Source organism: Pseudomonas sp. 2FG, from assembly GCF_005502935.1.
GTDB lineage: Bacteria > Pseudomonadota > Gammaproteobacteria > Pseudomonadales > Pseudomonadaceae > Aquipseudomonas.
Genome location: NZ_SCMP01000008.1, coordinates 80,036 through 97,904 on the forward strand (window position 1 = coordinate 80,036; position 17,869 = coordinate 97,904).

At 64.5% G+C, this 17,869-nt stretch carries 13 protein-coding genes; 7 read left to right on the forward strand and 6 right to left on the reverse strand.

Features of this window, described 5'->3' with window-relative positions:
• Positions 1-6 precede the first annotated feature (6 nt).
• The 3 genes from FFS13_RS10055 to rmf all read left to right on the forward strand — a co-directional run bounded on the left by FFS13_RS10055 (position 7) and on the right by rmf (position 2,835).
• Positions 7-768 carry an endonuclease/exonuclease/phosphatase family protein gene (locus FFS13_RS10055; RefSeq protein WP_137818966.1) on the forward strand — a complete coding sequence of 254 codons (762 nt, stop codon included), beginning with the start codon at positions 7-9 and terminating at the stop codon, positions 766-768.
• A gap of 148 nt (positions 769-916) precedes the next feature.
• Positions 917-2,500 carry a glutamate--cysteine ligase gene (gene gshA / locus FFS13_RS10060; RefSeq protein ID WP_137818967.1) on the forward strand — a complete coding sequence of 528 codons (1,584 nt, stop codon included), beginning with the start codon at positions 917-919 and terminating at the stop codon, positions 2,498-2,500.
• Between the two features lie 110 nt (positions 2,501-2,610).
• Positions 2,611-2,835 (forward strand): ribosome modulation factor, encoded by a 225-nt coding sequence (rmf, locus tag FFS13_RS10065; RefSeq protein WP_137818968.1) that lies wholly within the window; start codon positions 2,611-2,613, stop codon positions 2,833-2,835.
• A 58-nt stretch (positions 2,836-2,893) separates the two neighbouring features.
• On the opposite strand, the gene argA is transcribed toward rmf, so the two are convergent.
• Together argA and argE are read right to left on the reverse strand one after the other, a co-directional pair.
• The gene (gene argA / locus FFS13_RS10070) at positions 2,894-4,192 is read right to left on the reverse strand and encodes an amino-acid N-acetyltransferase (RefSeq protein ID WP_137818969.1); all 1,299 of its coding nucleotides are present in this window, start codon (positions 4,190-4,192) and stop codon (positions 2,894-2,896) included.
• Positions 4,193-4,373: 181 nt separating this feature from the next.
• Complete coding sequence (gene argE / locus FFS13_RS10075) at positions 4,374-5,531, reverse strand: acetylornithine deacetylase (protein ID WP_137818970.1); 1,158 nt, start codon at positions 5,529-5,531, stop codon at positions 4,374-4,376.
• 177 nt (positions 5,532-5,708) lie between these two features.
• Here argE and FFS13_RS10080 point away from each other — a divergent pair, with 177 nt between their 5' ends.
• The 4 genes from FFS13_RS10080 (at position 5,709) to FFS13_RS10095 (ending at position 10,518) form a co-directional block, all read left to right on the forward strand.
• Positions 5,709-7,076, forward strand: coding sequence for an inorganic triphosphatase (locus FFS13_RS10080; RefSeq protein WP_137818971.1), 1,368 nt, complete (start codon positions 5,709-5,711; stop codon positions 7,074-7,076).
• A 162-nt stretch (positions 7,077-7,238) separates the two neighbouring features.
• The gene (locus FFS13_RS10085; RefSeq protein ID WP_137818972.1) at positions 7,239-9,023 is read left to right on the forward strand and encodes a GspE/PulE family protein; all 1,785 of its coding nucleotides are present in this window, start codon (positions 7,239-7,241) and stop codon (positions 9,021-9,023) included.
• 104 nt (positions 9,024-9,127) lie between these two features.
• Positions 9,128-10,048, forward strand: coding sequence for an SPFH domain-containing protein (locus FFS13_RS10090; protein WP_137818973.1), 921 nt, complete (start codon positions 9,128-9,130; stop codon positions 10,046-10,048).
• 14 nt (positions 10,049-10,062) lie between these two features.
• On the forward strand, positions 10,063-10,518 hold the full coding sequence (locus tag FFS13_RS10095) for an NfeD family protein (protein ID WP_137818974.1): 456 nt from the start codon (positions 10,063-10,065) through the stop codon (positions 10,516-10,518).
• Between the two features lie 185 nt (positions 10,519-10,703).
• On the opposite strand, the gene FFS13_RS10100 is transcribed toward FFS13_RS10095, so the two are convergent.
• From FFS13_RS10100 to FFS13_RS10115, 4 genes are all read right to left on the reverse strand, one after another.
• Positions 10,704-11,615, reverse strand: coding sequence for an amino acid ABC transporter substrate-binding protein (locus tag FFS13_RS10100; protein ID WP_137818975.1), 912 nt, complete (start codon positions 11,613-11,615; stop codon positions 10,704-10,706).
• Positions 11,616-11,661: 46 nt separating this feature from the next.
• Positions 11,662-12,990 carry a putrescine-ornithine antiporter gene (gene potE / locus FFS13_RS10105; protein WP_137818976.1) on the reverse strand — a complete coding sequence of 443 codons (1,329 nt, stop codon included), beginning with the start codon at positions 12,988-12,990 and terminating at the stop codon, positions 11,662-11,664.
• A 79-nt stretch (positions 12,991-13,069) separates the two neighbouring features.
• Complete coding sequence (locus FFS13_RS10110) at positions 13,070-15,370, reverse strand: Orn/Lys/Arg decarboxylase N-terminal domain-containing protein (RefSeq protein WP_137818977.1); 2,301 nt, start codon at positions 15,368-15,370, stop codon at positions 13,070-13,072.
• Between the two features lie 79 nt (positions 15,371-15,449).
• Positions 15,450-17,753: an Orn/Lys/Arg decarboxylase N-terminal domain-containing protein gene (locus tag FFS13_RS10115; protein WP_137818978.1), complete on the reverse strand. Its 2,304-nt coding sequence runs from the start codon at positions 17,751-17,753 to the stop codon at positions 15,450-15,452.
• Between the last annotated feature and the right edge of the window lie 116 nt (positions 17,754-17,869).

The following is a 17,869-nucleotide window of genomic DNA, read 5'->3' on the forward strand; positions in this document are numbered from 1 at the left end:
TGACCCATGAAAATTGTGACCTGGAACTGTAACGGCGCACTGCGTAACAAACTGGCCGAGGCGGATGCCTTGCAAGCAGACGTTTTGGTCATTCAGGAGTGCGAAGACCCCGCGCAGTCGACAGTGCTGTACCAAGAGTGGGCCGGACATTACCTGTGGATAGGTGACTCAAAGAACAAAGGCATTGGTGTATTCGCGCGCAACAATCACCGGGTTAAAGCCCTGCCATGGGCTGGCGAGTACAGCATTGATGGACTTTCCAGCCCAAGCGCCGCACTGGCTTGGCGCACGCGGGATCTGAAATATTTCCTGCCGTTCTCCATCAATGACCGCCTAAAGGCACTGGCTGTCTGGACCACGGGTAGCGATTCACAGGTGTTCTCCTATATCGGGCAACTCTGGAAATATCTGCAGATTCATCGCCACGAATTGGCACAAGACAACACGATCATTCTGGGCGACCTCAACAGCAATGCCATCTGGGATAAAACGGACAGATGGTGGAACCACTCAGATGTAGTACACGAACTGGCCTCTCTGGGCCTAGCAAGCATTTACCATCAGCAGGGCGAACTGCAGGGTAGTGAACAAAGGGCAACTTTTTATCTGCAACGCAATCTGCAAAAGTCCTATCACATTGACTATGTCTTCGCTGCCGCCAACCTTTTGCCAGACTGCCAGCTTGAAATTGGCGCCCCATCAGACTGGCTCGGCATCAGCGACCATATGCCACTTACACTAACCATCCGCAGCGCCGCGTCGCCCTGACGCAAACGCATAGCGCCCAGCTATAACCCTCTTTACCCGCAGCGGGTTATAAAGCGGCATCGACCGGCTCCGTCGGTTTTCTCGCCCCCTTGTAGACCGCTCCGTCCACCCCCATATTGGGGCGACCGACGCGTGAAGGAATACCATTTTGAGCGATCTTCTCTCCCGCCGCCTGGCTCTGCTCGGCGAGCGCGCCAACCTTGCCCTGCTCACCCAGTGCCTGCATGGCATCGAGCGGGAATGCCTGCGCGTCGATGCCCACGGCCAGCTCGCGCTGACGCCGCACCCGGCCGCCCTGGGCTCGGCGCTGACGCATCCGCAGATCACCACCGACTACTCCGAGTCGCTGCTGGAGTTCATCACCCCGGCCGAGCCGGACCCGGCGGCCACCCTGGCGGATCTGGAGCAGATCCATCGCTTCGCCTACAGCAAGCTCGACGGCGAGTATCTGTGGAGCCCGTCGATGCCCTGCCCGCTGCCGGAAGAGGAGCGGATTCCGATCGCCCACTATGGCAGCTCACACATCGGCCAGCTGAAATACGTCTATCGCAAGGGCCTGGCGCTGCGTTACGGCAAGACCATGCAGTGCATCGCCGGCATTCACTACAACTTCTCCCTGCCGGAAGCGCTCTGGCCAGTGTTGCAACAGGCCGAAGGCAACACCCAGAGCCCGCGCGATTACCAGTCGGCGCGTTATATCGCCCTGATCCGTAACTTCAGGCGCTACAGCTGGCTGCTGATGTACCTGTTCGGCGCCTCGCCAACGCTGGACGCCGGCTTCCTGCGGGGCCGCCCGCACCAGCTCAAGCAGCTCGATGCGCAGACCCTGTACCTGCCCTACGCCACCAGCCTGCGGATGAGCGATCTGGGCTACCAAAGCAGCGCCCAGTCAGGCCTGACGCCCTGCTACAACGACCTGGCCAGCTATACCCACAGCCTGCACCAGGCGGTCTCCACGCCCTACCCGGCCTATGCCGAAATCGGCACCCAGCACAATGGCGAGTGGCTGCAGCTCAACACCAACATCCTGCAGATCGAAAACGAGTACTACTCGAACATCCGCCCGAAGCGCGTGACCGATAGCGGCGAGCGGCCGATCCAGGCGCTGATGGCGCGTGGCGTGCAGTACGTCGAAGTGCGTTGCCTGGACATCAACCCCTTCCTGCCGCTGGGTATCGACCTGGCGGAAGCCCGCTTCCTCGACGCCTTCCTGCTGTTCTGCGCCCTGCAGGACAGCCCGGAGCTGGCCGGGGCGGAATGCCACGGCTGTACCGACAACTTCCTCAAAGTGGTTAAAGAAGGCCGCCGCCCAGGCCTGCACCTGCAACGCCATGGCGAACCGGTGGAACTGCACACCTGGGCCCAGCAACTACTCGACAGTATCCAGCGGCTCGCGACCTTGCTCGACAGCAGCCACGGCGGCGATAGCCACAGCCAAGCGCTGGCCGCGCAACGGGCCAAGCTCGACGACCCGGCGCTGACGCCTTCGGCACAGGTACTGGCCAGCCTGCAGGAGCACGGGGAGAGCTTCGCCGAGTTCGCCCTGCGCCAGAGCCAGGCCCATGCCGACTACTTCCGCAGCCAACCGCTGAGCGTCACGGAGCAAACCGCCTTCGAGGAATCGGTACGCCAGTCGCTGGCCGCACAGGCTGAGTTGGAGCGCGCGCAGGTCGGTGATTTCGACACCTTTGTCGCCGCCTACCAGGCGAGCATCCTCGCCCTCGCGGTTTAGTCGACTCCGTCACAAAAGCCGCCAGCGGGGCAAAAGCCGGGATCGGCGGCTCAGTCGCCGCCGGCCAGTGGGGCTAGCATAAGCACAGTTTGGTTAATGTGAGCTTACCCATGGCGCCCCCCGCGGCCCTCCCCGACGCAGACCGGCCCGACCAAGACCGACATTGGAGCCTGGAAAGCCTGAACAAGGCCTACCAACAAGGCTACATGGCCGGCCTCACCGGCCACCCGCTCAGCCAGCAAGCGCAGCGCGTCGAAGTACTCGCCGCGGCCTGGGAAGCCGGTTGGAATGATGGTGACAAACAGCACCAGCTGCTGATTCAGAAGACCGCCTAAGCGCCTGTTGGCAAGTAGGCTGGGTAGAGCCTACGGTCTGTTGCTCAAAGGATCGCCTCTACAGCGCCTTCTCGAAGATCTGCGAATTGCGCTGATAGTTGTACAGCGAGGCCCGCGCCGCCGGCAGGCGCTCGACGCCGCTCGGCTCGAAGCCTCGCTCACGGAACCAATGGGCGGTGCGGGTGGTGAGCACGAACAAGGTCTTCAAGCCCTGCGCCCGCGCGCGTGCTTCGATGCGCTCCAGCAGCTCATCGCCGCGGCCGCCATGGCGATAGTCCGGATTGACCGCCAGACAGGCCAGCTCGCCCGAGTCCGAATCGGCAATCTGGTACAGCGCCGCGCAGGCGATGATCAGCCCGTCGCGCTCGACTATGCTGAACTGCTCGATCTCGCGCTCCAGCACCTCGCGTGAGCGGCGCACCAGGATGCCCTGCTCTTCCAGCGGGCTGATCAGCTCGAGCAGGCCACCGACATCCTCGATGCTCGCCTCGCGCAACTGCTCGAACTGCTCCTGATCCACCAGGGTGCCGCCGCCGTCGCGGGTAAACAGCTCGGTGAGCAGCGAGCCATCCTCGGCATAGCTGACGATATGGCTGCGCTTGACCCCACCGCGGCAGGCCTGGGCGGCGGCATCCAGCAGCTCCGCCTGGTAACAGTTGCCGAGCCGTTGCAGATGGTTGGGCACCTGCTGCGGGCGCAACTCGCGCACCAGCTTGCCGCGCTCATCGAGCAGGCCGCGCTCGGCGCCGAACAGGATCAGCTTGTCGGCGTCCAGCTCGATCGCCGCCTGCATCGCCACGTCTTCACAGGCGAGGTTGAAGATTTCCCCGGTGGGCGAGTAGCCCAGCGGCGAGAGCAGCACGATCGAGCGCTCGTCGAGCAGGCGGCCGATGCCCTTGCGATCGACCCGGCGGACTTCGCCAGTGTGGTGATAATCGACGCCCTCGAGCACCCCGATCGGCCGCGCGGTGACAAAATTACCGCCGGACACGCGCAGGCGTGAGCCCTGCATCGGCGAGGCGGCCATGTCCATCGACAGGCGTGCCTCGATGGCGATCCGCAGCTGGCCGACGGCGTCTATCACGCACTCCAGGGTCGGCCCGTCGGTGATGCGCAGATTGCGATGAAAATGCGGCGTCAGCCCACGTATGGCCAGCCGCGCCTCGATCTGTGGGCGCGAGCCGTGGACCAGCACCAGGCGCACGCCGAGGCTGTGCAGCAGCACCAGGTCATGGACGATATTGCCGAAGTTCGGATGCGCCACGCCCTCGCCGGGCAGCATGACGACGAAGGTGCAATCGCGGTGGGCATTGATATAGGGCGAAGCGTGGCGGAGCCAGTTGACGTAGTCCGGCATAGCGTAATGAGCCTGTGATTCGTGAAGAGAAAGCTGCGCAAGCAACAGCAGCTCCGCGGCGCGGAGCGGTGAAACCTCAGCTTTATCGTCGAAGTTGGGGCTGCAACACGCGTGCTCTCCTTAACGTTCAATGGGGCGACACACACAAAACGCCGGGTTCCGGCCAAGGCCGCTACCCAGCCTACGAGGCTGTTGCCGGGCTCAGGCAATAGTACTGAATCAGCTCACGCAACAGACGTACCGTCGGCTGCAAACGTGACATGTCCAGGAACTCCCCCGGCTGATGGGCACAGCTGATATCGCCGGGGCCGAGAATCAGGGTCTCACAACCCAGTTGCTGAAGATAAGGCGCTTCGGTGCCGAATGCCACCGCCTCGGCGCTATGCCCGGTCAGCCGTTCGGCCAGCCGCACCAGCTCGGCATCGGCCGCCTGCTCGAACGCCGGCACGCAGGGAAACAGCGGGGCGAAGTCGATCCTGACCTGATGCTGGATGGCCAACGGTTGCAGCTTGTGCCGGATCGCCGCGCGCAGCACTTCCGGGTCCATCCCCGGCAAGGGCCGCAGGTCGAACTCCAGCGAACACTGGCCGCAGATCCGGTTGGGATTATCGCCGCCGTGGATGCAACCCAAGTTGAGGGTCGGCTGTGGCACGCTGAACTGCGGGTTGCGGTACTCCTGCTGCCATTGCTGGCGCAGTTGCAACAGCTCGGCGATCGCGCCGTGCATCGCCTCCAAGGCGCTATGGCCGAGGCTGGGGTCGGAGGAGTGGCCGCTCTGGCCGAGAATATCGATGCGCTCCATCATCACGCCCTTGTGCAGGCGGATCGGCCGCAGCCCGGTCGGTTCACCGATCACCGCCGCGCGCCCCAAGGGCCGGCCCGCCGCCGCCAGCGCACGGGCGCCGGCCATCGAGCTCTCTTCATCGCAGGTGGCGAGGATCAGCAGCGGCTGCTGGAAACGCTGGGCGAGCAAGGGTTTGACCGCCTCGATAACCAGCGCAAAGAAGCCCTTCATGTCGCAGCTGCCGAGACCGACCCAGCGGCCGTCGACTTCGGTCAGCTTGAGCGGGTCGGTCTGCCACAGGGCCGCATCGAAGGGCACTGTGTCACTGTGCCCGGCCAACACCAGCCCACCGGGGCCACTGCCGTAGCTGGCGAGCAGGTTGAATTTGCCCGGCGCGACTTCCTGCACCTCACAGGCGAAGCCCAGGTCGCCGAGCCAGGCGCCGAGCAGCTCGATCACCCCGCGGTTGGACTGATCCAGGCTCGGCTGGGTACAGCTCACCGACGGCGCGGCGATCAGCGCGGCAAATTGCTCTTTGAGGGAAAGCTGGGGCATTCGCGGTCTCCACAGGCGAGCCCCATCATAGAGCCATAGCCACCCAGGAATAAACCGCCAAAGGCCGGCTCTGGGGCGGCGCCCCGGCTTGTCCTGTACACTCCACGGCTTCAGCAGCCCACGCCCACTGGCACTCTGCGGCTGCACACCCGTTATTAGCGTTTGGATTCCCCGGCCATGCAGAAAGAAACCGAAATCAAACTCCGCGTCAGCCGCGAAACCCTCGCCGCCCTGCGTGAGCACCCGTTGCTGAAAAAGCGCAACAAGGCTGGCTGGGAACGCCGCGAACTGTTCAATCAGTACTTCGATACGCCCGAGCGCGACCTGGCCAAGGCCAAGATCGCCCTGCGCATTCGGCGTGACGGCGAGGCGTTCATCCAGACCCTGAAGACGCGCGGCCAGAGCGTCGCCGGCTTGTCCGAACGCCACGAGTACGACTGGGCGCTGAGCAAGGCCAAGCTGGATCTGAAGAAGCTGAATGACGAATGCTGGCCAGCAGCCTTGGCGGAGCTGGATAAGAAGCAGCTACAGGCCATTTTCACCACCGACTTCATTCGCGAACGCGCCGAAATCGCCTGGGGCCGTGGCAAGAGCAAAGTGGTGATCGAGGCCGCCCTCGACCTCGGCAAGGTCATCGCCGCCGGTCAGGAAGAAGACCTCTGCGAGCTGGAGCTTGAACTGCGCCAGGGCGAGCCGCAGGCGCTGCTGGAACTGGCCGCGGAGCTGGCGGCGGAGCTCCCACTGATGCCCTGCGATATCAGCAAGGCCGAACGCGGTTACCGCCTGTTCGACGCCCACAGCTACTCGCTGAGCCTGCCGGTGCCCGAGCTCAACCCCGAACTGGCGCTGGACCAGGCCTTCGCCGCGCTGGCCTGGCACCTGCTCGGCAGCAGCCAGCGCCTGGCCGAGCAATACCGCTTCAACGGCCACTGGCGCTTGCTGGTCGACTGGGTCGAGCAGCTGGTCGAACTGCGGGCGCTGGTCGGCAGCCTCGGCCAGGCCGCGCCACGGGCGAGCAGCCACGAGCTGCGCCTGAGTCTCGACGCCCTGCTCGGCGACTGGCGCCCGCGGGTACAGGCCGGGCAACTCGACGAAGCGGTGCGCCAAGCCGCCCCCGCGCAGTTCGCCGAAGAACTGCAAGGCACGCGCTGGGGCCTGTTCTCGCTGAACACCTCGCGCTGGCTGCTGACCAGCGCCTGGACTGCCGAGCGCAACAACCGCGGCAATCGCCAGGGCGCCGCGGTGCTCGGCAACTGGTTACCGCACCTGCTGGCCGAGGAAGCCGTGGCCCTGCAACTGGGGCGTTATCAGCAGCAGCCGGAAGATCTGGCCGAGCAGCTGCCGCGCATCGAGCGTCTGCAGGTCTGGCTGCGCCTGGCCCGCCAGGTGCTGGAAGTGCCGGAAGTCGACCGCCTGTATGGCGAGCTGAACAAACTGCGCGAACTGGCCAACCGCCCGCTCGACGAGGAATGCCTCGACGCCCGCGTGCAGCAGGCGCAAACCGTGCTGACCAGCAAAGCCTGGAAAGTCTTGCTGCGCCTGTAATCCGCTGCGCCCGCAGCGGCATGGGCAGCTGCGCACAAGAGCGGCCCGGCAGCATCGCGTCGGGCGGCGCAATCGGGCATGCTTAGGGCTATTCTTTGCGAGCCGAGCAGCCCATGGGCGTGCCCGACGCTGCACAGCAGAGCCGCCTGACAAGGAGTTTGCATGTCCGCCTTCGCTTCACCGGCCCAGGATCGCACGCTGGATCTCAACGACCTGTTGCGCGAATTGGTCGCCCAGAGCCTCCTAGCCCAGGAAACGGCCGAGCATTGCCTGGCGATCCGCCGCAGTTCGGCGAACCCCCAACTGCATCCCCTGGAGTTTCTCGCCGCGCAGCAGGTCGACGACCTCAGCCGGCCGGGCAAGAAGCTCGACCTGGAAGGCCTGACGGTCTGGCTGGCGGAACAGGCCGGGCAGCCTTACCTGCGCATCGACCCGTTGAAGATCAACGTCGCCGCCGTCACGCCGTTGATGTCCTACGCCTTCGCCCAGCGCCACAAGATCCTCGCCGTGGCGGCGGACAGCGAAGCGGTGACCATCGCCAGCGCACAGCCCTTCGTGCGCAGCTGGGAAGCCAACCTGACCCATGTCCTGAAGCGCCCGATCAAGCGCGTGGTGGCCAACCCGGCGGATATTCAGCGCTTCACCGTGGAGTTCTTCCGCCTGGCCAAATCGGTCAGCGGCGCCACCGCCGTCGATATGAAAAACAGCAGCCTCGGCAACTTCGAGCAACTGCTCAACCTCGGCGCCAGCGATCAGGAGCCGGACGCCAACGACGCGCACATCGTCAATATCGTCGACTGGCTGTTCCAATACGCCTTCCAGCAGCGCGCCAGCGATATCCATATCGAGCCGCGCCGCGAGCAGGGCGGCGTGCGCTTTCGCATCGACGGGGTGCTGCACAACGTCTATCAATTCCCGCCACAGGTGACCATGGCCATCGTCAGCCGCCTGAAGAGCCTGGGGCGGATGAACGTCGCCGAGAAACGCAAACCGCAGGATGGCCGGGTCAAAACCAAGACCCCGGACGGCGGCGAAGTCGAGTTGCGCCTATCGACGCTGCCCACCGCCTTTGGCGAGAAGATGGTGATGCGGATTTTCGACCCGGAAGTGCTGCTGAAAAACTTCGATCAGCTGGGTTTCTCCCCCGACGACCTGCGCCGCTGGCTGGACATGACCCGCCAGCCGAACGGCATCATCCTGGTCACCGGGCCGACCGGTTCCGGCAAAACCACCACGCTGTACACCTCGCTGAAGAAACTGGCGACCTCGGAGGTGAACCTCTGCACCATCGAAGACCCGATCGAGATGGTCGAGCCGGCCTTCAACCAGATGCAGGTCCAGCACAATATCGACCTGACCTTCGCCAGTGGCGTGCGCGCGCTGATGCGGCAGGACCCGGACATCATCATGATCGGCGAGATCCGCGACCTGGAAACCGCCGAAATGGCGATCCAGGCCGCGCTCACCGGGCATTTGGTGCTGTCCACCCTGCACACCAACGACGCCCCCAGCGCCATCACCCGCCTGCTCGAGTTGGGCGTGCCCTACTACCTGCTCAAGGCCACCCTGCTCGGGGTCATGGCCCAGCGTCTGGTGCGCACCCTCTGCCCGCACTGCAAGGCGCCGGTGGAGATCAGCGAAGAGGACTGGCAGACCCTGACCAAACCCTGGAGCGCACCGCTGCCCAGCGGCACGCATAAAGCCGTCGGCTGCCTGGAATGCCGCGATACCGGCTACCGCGGGCGCGCCGGGGTGTACGAGATCATGCAACTGACGGACGGCGTCAAACCCTTGATTACCGCCGACACCGACCTGCTGACACTGCGCCGCCTAGCCTTCAAGGAAGGCATGCGCAGCCTGCGCCTGTCCGGCGCGCAGAAGGTCGCCGCCGGCCTGACGACTATTGAGGAAGTGCTCAGGGTCACCCCGCAGAGCGAGCAAAAGTAACCACCACCTCGCGACAAATCTAGGCTGGCTAGAGCGCAGCGAAACCCAGCAAAGCAATGACGCCAAAACACCGGATGGCTCCGGCACTCATACAGGGAACAGTTATGGAAATCGGCAGTGTGATCTTTCTTTTCGTCGGCCTCGCCTTGGCGCTGGTCTTCATGGGTTTCAAGGTGGTGCCGCAGGGCTTCGAGTGGACGGTGGAACGCTTCGGCCGCTACACCAACACCCTGAAGCCGGGCCTGAACATCATAGTCCCGGTGATGGACCGCATCGGCCGCAGGCTCAACGTGATGGAAAGCGTGCTGGACATCCCGCCGCAGGAAGTCATCAGCGCCGACAACGCCATAGTGCAGATCGACGGGATCTGCTTCTTCCAGATAATCAATGCGGCCCAGGCGGCCTACGAGGTGAACAACCTCGAGCACGCCATCCGCAACCTGGTGATGACCAACATCCGCACCGTGCTCGGTTCCATGGAGCTGGACTCCATGCTCAGCCAGCGCGACTCGATCAACGAGCGCCTGCTCAAGACCGTCGACGAGGCCACCGCGCCCTGGGGCATCAAGATCACCCGCATCGAGATCAAGGACATCAGCCCGCCGGCCGATCTGGTCGAGGCCATGGCCAGCCAGATGAAGGCCGAACGCCTGAAGCGCGCGCAGATCCTCGAAGCCGAGGGCTCACGCTCGGCCGCCATCCTCACCGCCGAAGGCCACAAGCAGGCGGAAATCCTCCGCGCCGAAGGCGAGCGGGCTGCGGCCTTCCTCGAAGCCGAAGCGCGCGAACGCGCCGCCGCGGCGGAAGCCGAGGCGACTCGCATGGTGTCGGTGGCCATCGCCGCCGGCAACGTGCAGGCGGTCAACTACTTCGTCGCGCAGAAGTACATCGAGGCCCTCGGCCAGCTGGCGTCCGCGAACAACAGCAAGGTGATCCTGATGCCGCTGGAAGCCAGCCAGGTGATAGGCGCAGTGGGCGGCATCGGCGAGATAGTCCGAGCCACCTTCGACAGCAAGAAAGCCTAAGGGGAGCCCGGAGCATGTGGGACTACCTGCAACACCTGTCATTCTGGGACTGGTTGGCCCTCGGCACCCTGCTACTGATCCTCGAGGTATTCGGCGCAGGTGGCTACCTGCTGTGGATTGGCGTGGCCGCCGCCGGTGTCGGCGTCATCACCTACCTGTTCCCGGCGCTGCCCTGGAGCTGGCAGTTCCTGCTGTTCGGCCTGTTGTCGGTGCTCACCGCGGTGCTCTGGTGGCGCCGCCTGCGCCACGCCGCCAAAGCCTCAGACCAGCCGGGACTGAACCAGCGCGGCCAGGAATTCGTCGGCCGCACCTTCCCGTTGCATGAGGCCATAGTCGGTGGCCGCGGCAAGATCAGAGCCGGGGACAGCCTCTGGCTGGTCAGCGGTCCGGACCTTCCAGCCGGTACCCCGATCAAGGTGATCGGCCAGGACGGCGTGCTGCTCAGGGTCGAACCGAACAGCCAAGGCTGAACTCGCCCTAGCAGAGCGCCCAACGAACAAGGCCGCCTAAGGCCGGCCTTTGCATGCCTGGGCTTTCACTGGGATGCCGGGCCGGGCAGCGCTGAAGCGATCCAGCCCGGCCCCGACTGACTCTCGGCCAGCTCGATCAGCAGCGGGTAGCTACCCCCTAGGCGACGGGAATAGCCCTCCACTCGCTAGGGCAGCGCATAGACCTTGAACAGCAGCTTGGATGTGCCTCTAACCCCGCCCAGGTATTTGCTGTACGCCTGCTCGATCTCGCCCGAACGGTACATTTCACTCAGCGCGGTATCCACCAGTAAGCGGAAGTCCTCATCGGTACGATCGAGCACCATCGACGCCGGAGCGAATTCGAAGAGGCGACTCACCACCATCATCTCCCCGGCATCCTTGTTCTTCGCCTGGTAGTTCTTCAGCAGCATGCGCTCGGAGAAGAAGGCATCGGCCTTGCCCTCGGCGACCAGTTGCACGCCTTCCTCGTGGCTTTTGACCGTAACCAGGGTGGCCACCACACCGAGCAGGCGCATCTTGTCGCGAATCCACGCCTCGGTGATGCTGCCAGTGGTGGCCGCGAAAGTGTGGTTAGCCAGGCCGCGATTGATGGTCGCGCGCCAGGTCGGACCGGTATGCGCCACGTCACCATTGAGTACTCTCAGTAACGACTCGGGCGCATCCTCACGCACCAACGCCGAGAGGCCAGCGGTATATACCGGCACCGAGAAGCTCACCGTCTTGCGCCGCTCCAGCGTCGCCGGGGTCGGCGTGCAGAGGATGTCGACCTTGCCCGAGCTGACGGCACTGATCTCTTCGTCGACCTTGAGCGCTTGGTAGCGCACCTGCAGATTGGGCAAGCTCAGCTCGGCCTTGAGCTTGTCGGCGATCTTCAGGCACAGCTCAATGCCATAGCCGCTGGCCTGGTCGCCTTCCTGGCTGCTGAAGGGCGCAAAGTCCGGCAGGTAGCCCAGGGTGAAACTGTTGCTGGCGCGCACGCGCTCAAGGGTGCTGGAGCTGGCGCTGGCCAGCGCGGGCAACAGCATGAGCAGGCAGGCGAGCAGCAGGCTTACGGCTTTGGGCAGTTGCATATTCATATCCTGTTCCCCACATTCAGATGTCTTTGCAGTCCTGAAGACACGCCTAGGCCCGGCCGGACGCAGGCTGCTTATCGACAAAGTTCTTGGCAATGAAGCCGTAGAGCAGGTAGCCGACGGCCAGCACGATCATCGCGCCGAATACCGCGTCTTTGCCGGAGGCGTAGAGGGCGTAGTACGAATAGAGCATCGCCACCATCAGCGCCGCCACGTTGCGGGTGAAGATCGCCGGGCTGACCTTGGCCTTGTACATGATCACCAGCAGGCCGGAGAGCGCGGTCACATAGGGGATCAGGTTGGTCACCGCGGCCAGGCTGACCAGCTTGCTGAACTGGGCGCTGGCATTCGGCGAGATGGTCGACAGGGCCATCAGCGTCTGCAGCACGCCGCAGACGAGCATGCCGATGATCGGCGCATTCAACGCGCTGACCTTGCTGAACAGTTTCGGGAACATCCCCTGGTCGGCGGTGACCTTGGCGGTCTGTGCCAGGGTGAACTGCCAGCCCAGCAGCGAACCGATGCAGGCCATGACCGCCAGCGCCATGATGATGTTGCCGATGAACGGGTTGAACATCTGCGCATAGACATAAGCGAATGGCGCGGTGGAGTTGGCCAGGTCGGCATTCGGCACTATGCCCTGGATCACAGTGGTCGACAGCACGTAGACCACCGCCGCGCCGAGGGTGCCGAACAGGCAGGCCAACGGTACGTTGCGCTTGGGGTCCTCGACCGCATCGGAGTTCTGCGCCGCCGACTCCATGCCGAGGAAGGCCCACAGGGTCAACGGAATACTCTGGGCGATGGCGTCGCCGACCTTCAGGTTGTTCGGGTTCCAGGCGGCGGACAGCACAGCCGGGTCGAACCAGAACCAGCCGATCACGCTCAGCCCCGCCACCGGAATGATCACGCCCCAGACGGTGATCGAGCCGATCTTGCCGGTGATGCTCGGACCACCGAAGTTGGCCAGGGTGGTCAGCCAGATCAGCCCGACCGTGCCGACAAACAGCGGAATGGCGCCGCTACCCAGCCAGGGGAAGAACGGCGTGAGGTAGCCCACCGCAGAAATGCCGATGGCCACGTTGCCGATGGCCAGCGACAGGAAGTAGAGGAAGGAGCAGAGAAAGAACGCCGACTTGCCGTGCGCCTCCTCGGTATAGGCCGACATCCCGCCCGAGCGTGGGCAGTAGATGCCGCACTGGGCGAAACAGTAGGCGATGGCCATGGAACCGATCGCGGTGATGATCCAGGACAGCAGCGAGACGGCCCCCAACTGGGCCATGCTCGACGGCAACATGATGATGCCGGAGCCCATCATGTTGACCGACACCAGTGTGGTGAGCCCCATCAGGCTCATCTTCTTGTTTGACTCAGCCATCGAAAACTCCTTGCTCTGTCCAAAGCGTTGGCCCTGTGCCCAGCGGCTTACGGCCTGCCGCTGGGCACAGGGCTAAGAGTTACTGTTTGACCACATAGACCCTGTAGGTGAGTCCACCCTTGCCATCGCGTTCGATCTCGACCCCGTGGTTGTCGTGCTCGAAGCCGGGGAAGTGGCTGTCGAACAGTTCCATCGCCAACAGGTAGTCGACTATGGCCTGCTTGTCGGCCCCGGCCTTTTCCCCGGGCATCATCAGCGGGATACCCGGCGGATAGGGCACTATCTGCACGGCCACGGTACGCCCCTGCATGTCGCGCACGGCGATCTGCTCGATCTCGCCTTTCACCAGCCTGGCGAAGGTCGCCCGTGGCGAGGCCACGACGTCCGGCAACAGGCTGAAGGCGGCGTCCATGTTGTGCAGCAGCTGCGAGGCAAGCATGTCCTTGTGCATGGCTTCGGCCAGATCCTTGAGGCCCATGCCGGCGTAACGCTCGCCATGGCTGGCCACCAGATCGGGCATCACCAGTTCCAGCGAGGCATTGCTGTCATAGTGCTTCTTGAACTCCATCAGCCCGGCGACCAGCGAGCCCCATTTGCCCTTGGTCACCCCCAGGCTGAACAGCAGCAGGATGGAGTACGGCTCGGTCTTTTCGACCACTATGCCGCGGCTGGAGAGGAAGGACGACACCAGCGGCGCGGGAATTCCACTGTTCTCCATCTGCCCTTCCAGGGTCTGCCCCGGGGTCAGCACCGTGACCTTGATCGGGTCGAGCATGCAGTAGTCGCTACCCAGGTCGCCGAAGCCATGCCAGCTGGCCGTCGGCTTGAGCACCCAGGCATCGCCATGGCGCAGGACTTGCGGATCGAGGTCGGCAAAGGGCACGCCGTTGACTTCGTCCGGCTGCCAGACGCCGAACCACCAGTCCTGCGGGTTGCGCTGACGCACCTCGTTGCCCAGCCGGACCATGGCCTGGCGGAAGGCGATGGCCTCGCCGATGGACTCGTCGGTGAGGTAGCCGCCGGCATCGTCCATCATCTTCGCCGAGACATCGGTGGAGGCGATGATGCTGTACTGCGGCGAAGTCGAGGTGTGCATCATGAAGGCTTCGTTGAACAGCGCCGGCTTGACCGGCACCTTGCCCGAACGGATGTGGATCATCGACGCCTGCGACAACGCCGCCAGCAGCTTGTGGGTGGAGTGGGTGACGGTCACAGTGGCGTCGTCGGCATGCCGCTCGCCGCGGTGCATGCCGTAGCGCCCCTCGTACAGCGGGTTGAAGCGCGCATAGGCGTACCAGGCTTCGTCATAGTGGATGCGGTCGACGCTCTGGCTCAGCTCGCGGGTGGTGGTCTGCACGTTGTAGCAGAGGCCGTCGTAGGTCGAGTTGGTCAGCACCGCCAGCACCGGCAGCACCTGCTTGTTACTGACCAGCGGGCTGTCGGCGAGTTTCTGCGCCACCGCCTCGGGGGTCAGTTCGCTGCGCGGCACCGGGCCGATCAGGCCACGGGTGTTGCGCCGCGGGCGCAGGTACAGCGGCACCGCACCGGACATGTTCAGCGCATAGTTCAGCGACTTGTGGCAATTGCGGTCGACCAGCACGGAGTCGCCATCGGTCACCGCCGAGTGCAGGACTATCTCGTTGCTCGCCGAGCTGCCGCCCACCGAGAAGAAGGTGAAGTCGGCACCGAACACCCGGGCGGCGTACTTCTCCGCCTCGGCGATAGGCCCGGAGTGGTCGTTCAGCGAACCCAGCTCGCCGACCGACACGCTGAGGTCGGAGCGCAGCATCTGCTCACCGTAGAAGTCGAGGAAGCTGCGCCCCACCGCGGTCTTCATGAAGGCGGTGCCGCCGGTATGGCCGGGGGTGTGCCAGGAGTATTCGTGGGTGTCGGCGAAGTTGACCAGGGCGCCGAAGAACGGCGGCAGGATGCTGTCCAGGTAACGGCGGGCGGCGGCTTCGATGCGCCCGGCGATGAATTCCGGGCTGTCTTCCGGCTGCCAGATAAAGCCATCGATGTTCTCGACGAACTCCAGCGGCACCCTGCTCTGGTGCGCCTGGCTCATGCCCAGCATGATCGGCAGCTGGGCGGTGCGCCGGCGGATCAGCTGGATCAGTTGCAGCGCCTGCGCCAGGTTGTCTTCGCACAGGCCCCAGCCAAGGATCACACAGCAGTAGGCCGGGTCGGCGCGCATGGCGATTTCCGCGTCCGCCAGGGAGCCGACCAGCTCGACGTCGAGGTCATGGGCCTGCAATGCCTGACCGACTTCCTGGGCGCTGCGGAAAACGATGCTGTCCGGATGCTCCTGGGTATTGACCACGATCAGCACCGGGTAGCGCTGCGCCAGGGACGCCGGCAAGGGCACTTTCGCGTGACTCATGGCTAACTCCTTGTAATGAATCGACTGTGGCGTTCGCCTGGACGGGGCGTGGCACGCGCCATGCCCCGCCAGCGCGTCCTTATTTCAGGCACCAGAAGTGGTAATCGCCGTCCTTGTGTACGGTGCCCTCCACTTCCTTCTCGAAGCCGGGGAAGTGGTTGCCCCAGTCCTGCAGGGCCTGGATGTAACTGATCCAGGGGCCGTCCAGCGGGCCGAGGTTCTCGCCTGGCATGACGATCGGGATGCCCGGCGGATAGGGCATGATGCCGACCCCGGTGACCCGGTTAGCCGCCTGCTTGAGCGGCAGCAGCTCCACCTCGCCGGCCTGCAGGGCCTGAAAGGCCGCGCGCGGGGTCTTCTCGATCAGCGGCAGGTTGCCGAAGGCCTCGGCCTGCAGGGCGTCCATGCGGCTGCTGCGCATGTACTCGAACATCTCGCGGCTGAGGTCGCGCAGGCCCAGGCCGCGATAGCGCTCGGGCGCCTGGGCCAGCAGGTCAGGCAGCACCCGCTGCAGCGGCGTGTTGCTGTCGTAGTGGCGCTTGAAGGCCAGCAGCACGTTGATCAGCGTGCCCCACTTGCCCTTGGTCACGCCGATGCTGAACAGGCACAGCACCATGAAATCGGTGATGCGCGACGGCACTATGTTGTTGCGGTAGAGGAAGGCGCCGAGGATGGGCGCGGGAATACCCTCCTGCTGCAGATGACCGTCGGCGCCCATGCCCGGCACCATGATGCCGACCTTGATCGGGTCGAGCATGCACCAGCCTTGTTCCAGGCCGGCGAAGCCGTGCCACTCAGCACCCGGCTCCAGTTCCCAGCAGGCGGGATCGGCGGTCAGCTGCTCGGCGTCGGCGTCGGCGAAATCGACCGACTTGCCGCTCTTGGCATCCTGCACCTGGGGGGCGTTCCAGGGCTGGAAGAACCAGTCGCCGCGGCTGGCGAATTCGCGGTGGGTGCGGGCCAGGGCCTGACGGAAGTCCACGGCCTCGCGCAGGGCGTCCTGGGTCAGGCTGTAGCCGCCGTTGCCGTCCATCATCGCCGCGCCCACCTCGTTGGAGGCGAACAGCGCATAGAGCGGCGAGGTGCTGGCCTGGATCACGAAGGATTCGTTGAAACGGCTGTGCTCGACCGGGTTGCGGCCGTTGCGAATATGGATAAACGAGGACTGCGACAGCGCCGCCAGCAGCTTGTGGGTGGAGTGGGTGGCGAACACCGTGGGCGCGTCGCTCTTGTGCTCGGCCGGGTCGCCACGCATGGCGAAGCGCCCGCGGTACAGCGGGTTGAAGCGCGCGTAGCCGTACCAGGCCTCATCGAAGTGGATGCGCTCGCTGCTCTGCGCCAGCAGGCCTTCGGCGCGCTCGGCATGCAGGCACATGCCGTCATAGGTGCAGTTGGTCACCACCGCGTAGACCGCCTTGTCGCCCTTGGCCTGAGCGCGCAATGGGTGACTGGCGATGGCCGCGGCGATGCGCTGCTTATCGAATTGCGCCGGCAGCAGCGGGCCGATGATGCCGTAACGGTTGCGCGTCGGCGTCATGTACAGCGGCAGGCCGCCGGTCAGCACCAGGCCCTGCTCGATGGACTTGTGGCAGTTGCGGTCGCACAGGGCGTACTGATTCTCGCCGACGCAGGCCATGAAGATGGCGCGATTGGAGCCGGAAGTGCCGTTGAGCACCGAGTAGGACGCATGGGAGCCGAAGATCCGCGACACATAGGCCTCGGACTCGCCGACCGGGCCGCTGTGGTCGAGCACCGAGCCGAGGTTGCCGCGCTCGATGCCGCTGTCGGCGCGGAACAGATTTTCGCCGAAGAAATCGAAGAACACCCGGCCCGCCGGCGACTTGGTGAAGGCGATCCCGCCCTGGTGCCCCGGCGCGGCCCAGGAGTGTTCGTCTTTCATCGTGTAGCGCAACAGCGCATCGGTGAAGGGCGGCAGCAGGTGCTCCAGGTAACGGTTGACCGCCGCGATGACCCGCCCGGCGATGAATGGCGCGGTGTCCTCGAGCATCCAGACGAACTCGTCGGCCAGCCCCATGGCTTCGACCGTGATGCTTTTCTTGGCATTGCGGTCGGCCATTAGGAACACCGGCACATGCTCGTTGCGCTGACGGATGGTGCGCAGCAGGTCCAGGGCCTGGGCATGGGTGGCGGCATCGTTCTTGCCGAGGGTCCAGTCGACGCAGATGCAGTGCAGGGCGGCATCGGCGATCACCGAGGCCAGGCCATCCTCGTAGGAGGTGGCCTTGACCAGTTCGGCATTGCGGTTGCTGAACTCTTCCACCAGCTCGTTCAGCACCCTGCCACGCACACTGGCCGGGCTGCCGAGGTCATCGTCGACCATCAGCACGCGCATCTTCAGTGGTTTGTTGGTTCGCCCAATCATGAAACCCTGCCTCCCTTTGCCGGAAACGCGGTATGACTGCCAGTCTGGCAGCCATTCAGGTGACTGGATGGTGAAACGCGGCAGCTGCCACCGCGGCCTGGGCCATGACGCGTCAC

Coding starts and splice junctions, on each gene's coding strand:
- FFS13_RS10055 (WP_137818966.1), top strand. CDS start 7: ATGAAAATTGTGACCTGGAACTGTAACGGCGCACTGCGTAACAAACTG.
- argE (WP_137818970.1), bottom strand. CDS start 5,531: ATGCCCCAGCTTTCCCTCAAAGAGCAATTTGCCGCGCTGATCGCCGCG.
- argA (WP_137818969.1), bottom strand. CDS start 4,192: ATGCCGGACTACGTCAACTGGCTCCGCCACGCTTCGCCCTATATCAAT.
- FFS13_RS10115 (WP_137818978.1), bottom strand. CDS start 17,753: ATGATTGGGCGAACCAACAAACCACTGAAGATGCGCGTGCTGATGGTC.
- FFS13_RS10110 (WP_137818977.1), bottom strand. CDS start 15,370: ATGAGTCACGCGAAAGTGCCCTTGCCGGCGTCCCTGGCGCAGCGCTAC.
- FFS13_RS10095 (WP_137818974.1), top strand. CDS start 10,063: ATGTGGGACTACCTGCAACACCTGTCATTCTGGGACTGGTTGGCCCTC.
- potE (WP_137818976.1), bottom strand. CDS start 12,990: ATGGCTGAGTCAAACAAGAAGATGAGCCTGATGGGGCTCACCACACTG.
- FFS13_RS10100 (WP_137818975.1), bottom strand. CDS start 11,615: ATGAATATGCAACTGCCCAAAGCCGTAAGCCTGCTGCTCGCCTGCCTG.
- FFS13_RS10080 (WP_137818971.1), top strand. CDS start 5,709: ATGCAGAAAGAAACCGAAATCAAACTCCGCGTCAGCCGCGAAACCCTC.
- FFS13_RS10090 (WP_137818973.1), top strand. CDS start 9,128: ATGGAAATCGGCAGTGTGATCTTTCTTTTCGTCGGCCTCGCCTTGGCG.
- FFS13_RS10085 (WP_137818972.1), top strand. CDS start 7,239: ATGTCCGCCTTCGCTTCACCGGCCCAGGATCGCACGCTGGATCTCAAC.
- rmf (WP_137818968.1), top strand. CDS start 2,611: ATGGCGCCCCCCGCGGCCCTCCCCGACGCAGACCGGCCCGACCAAGAC.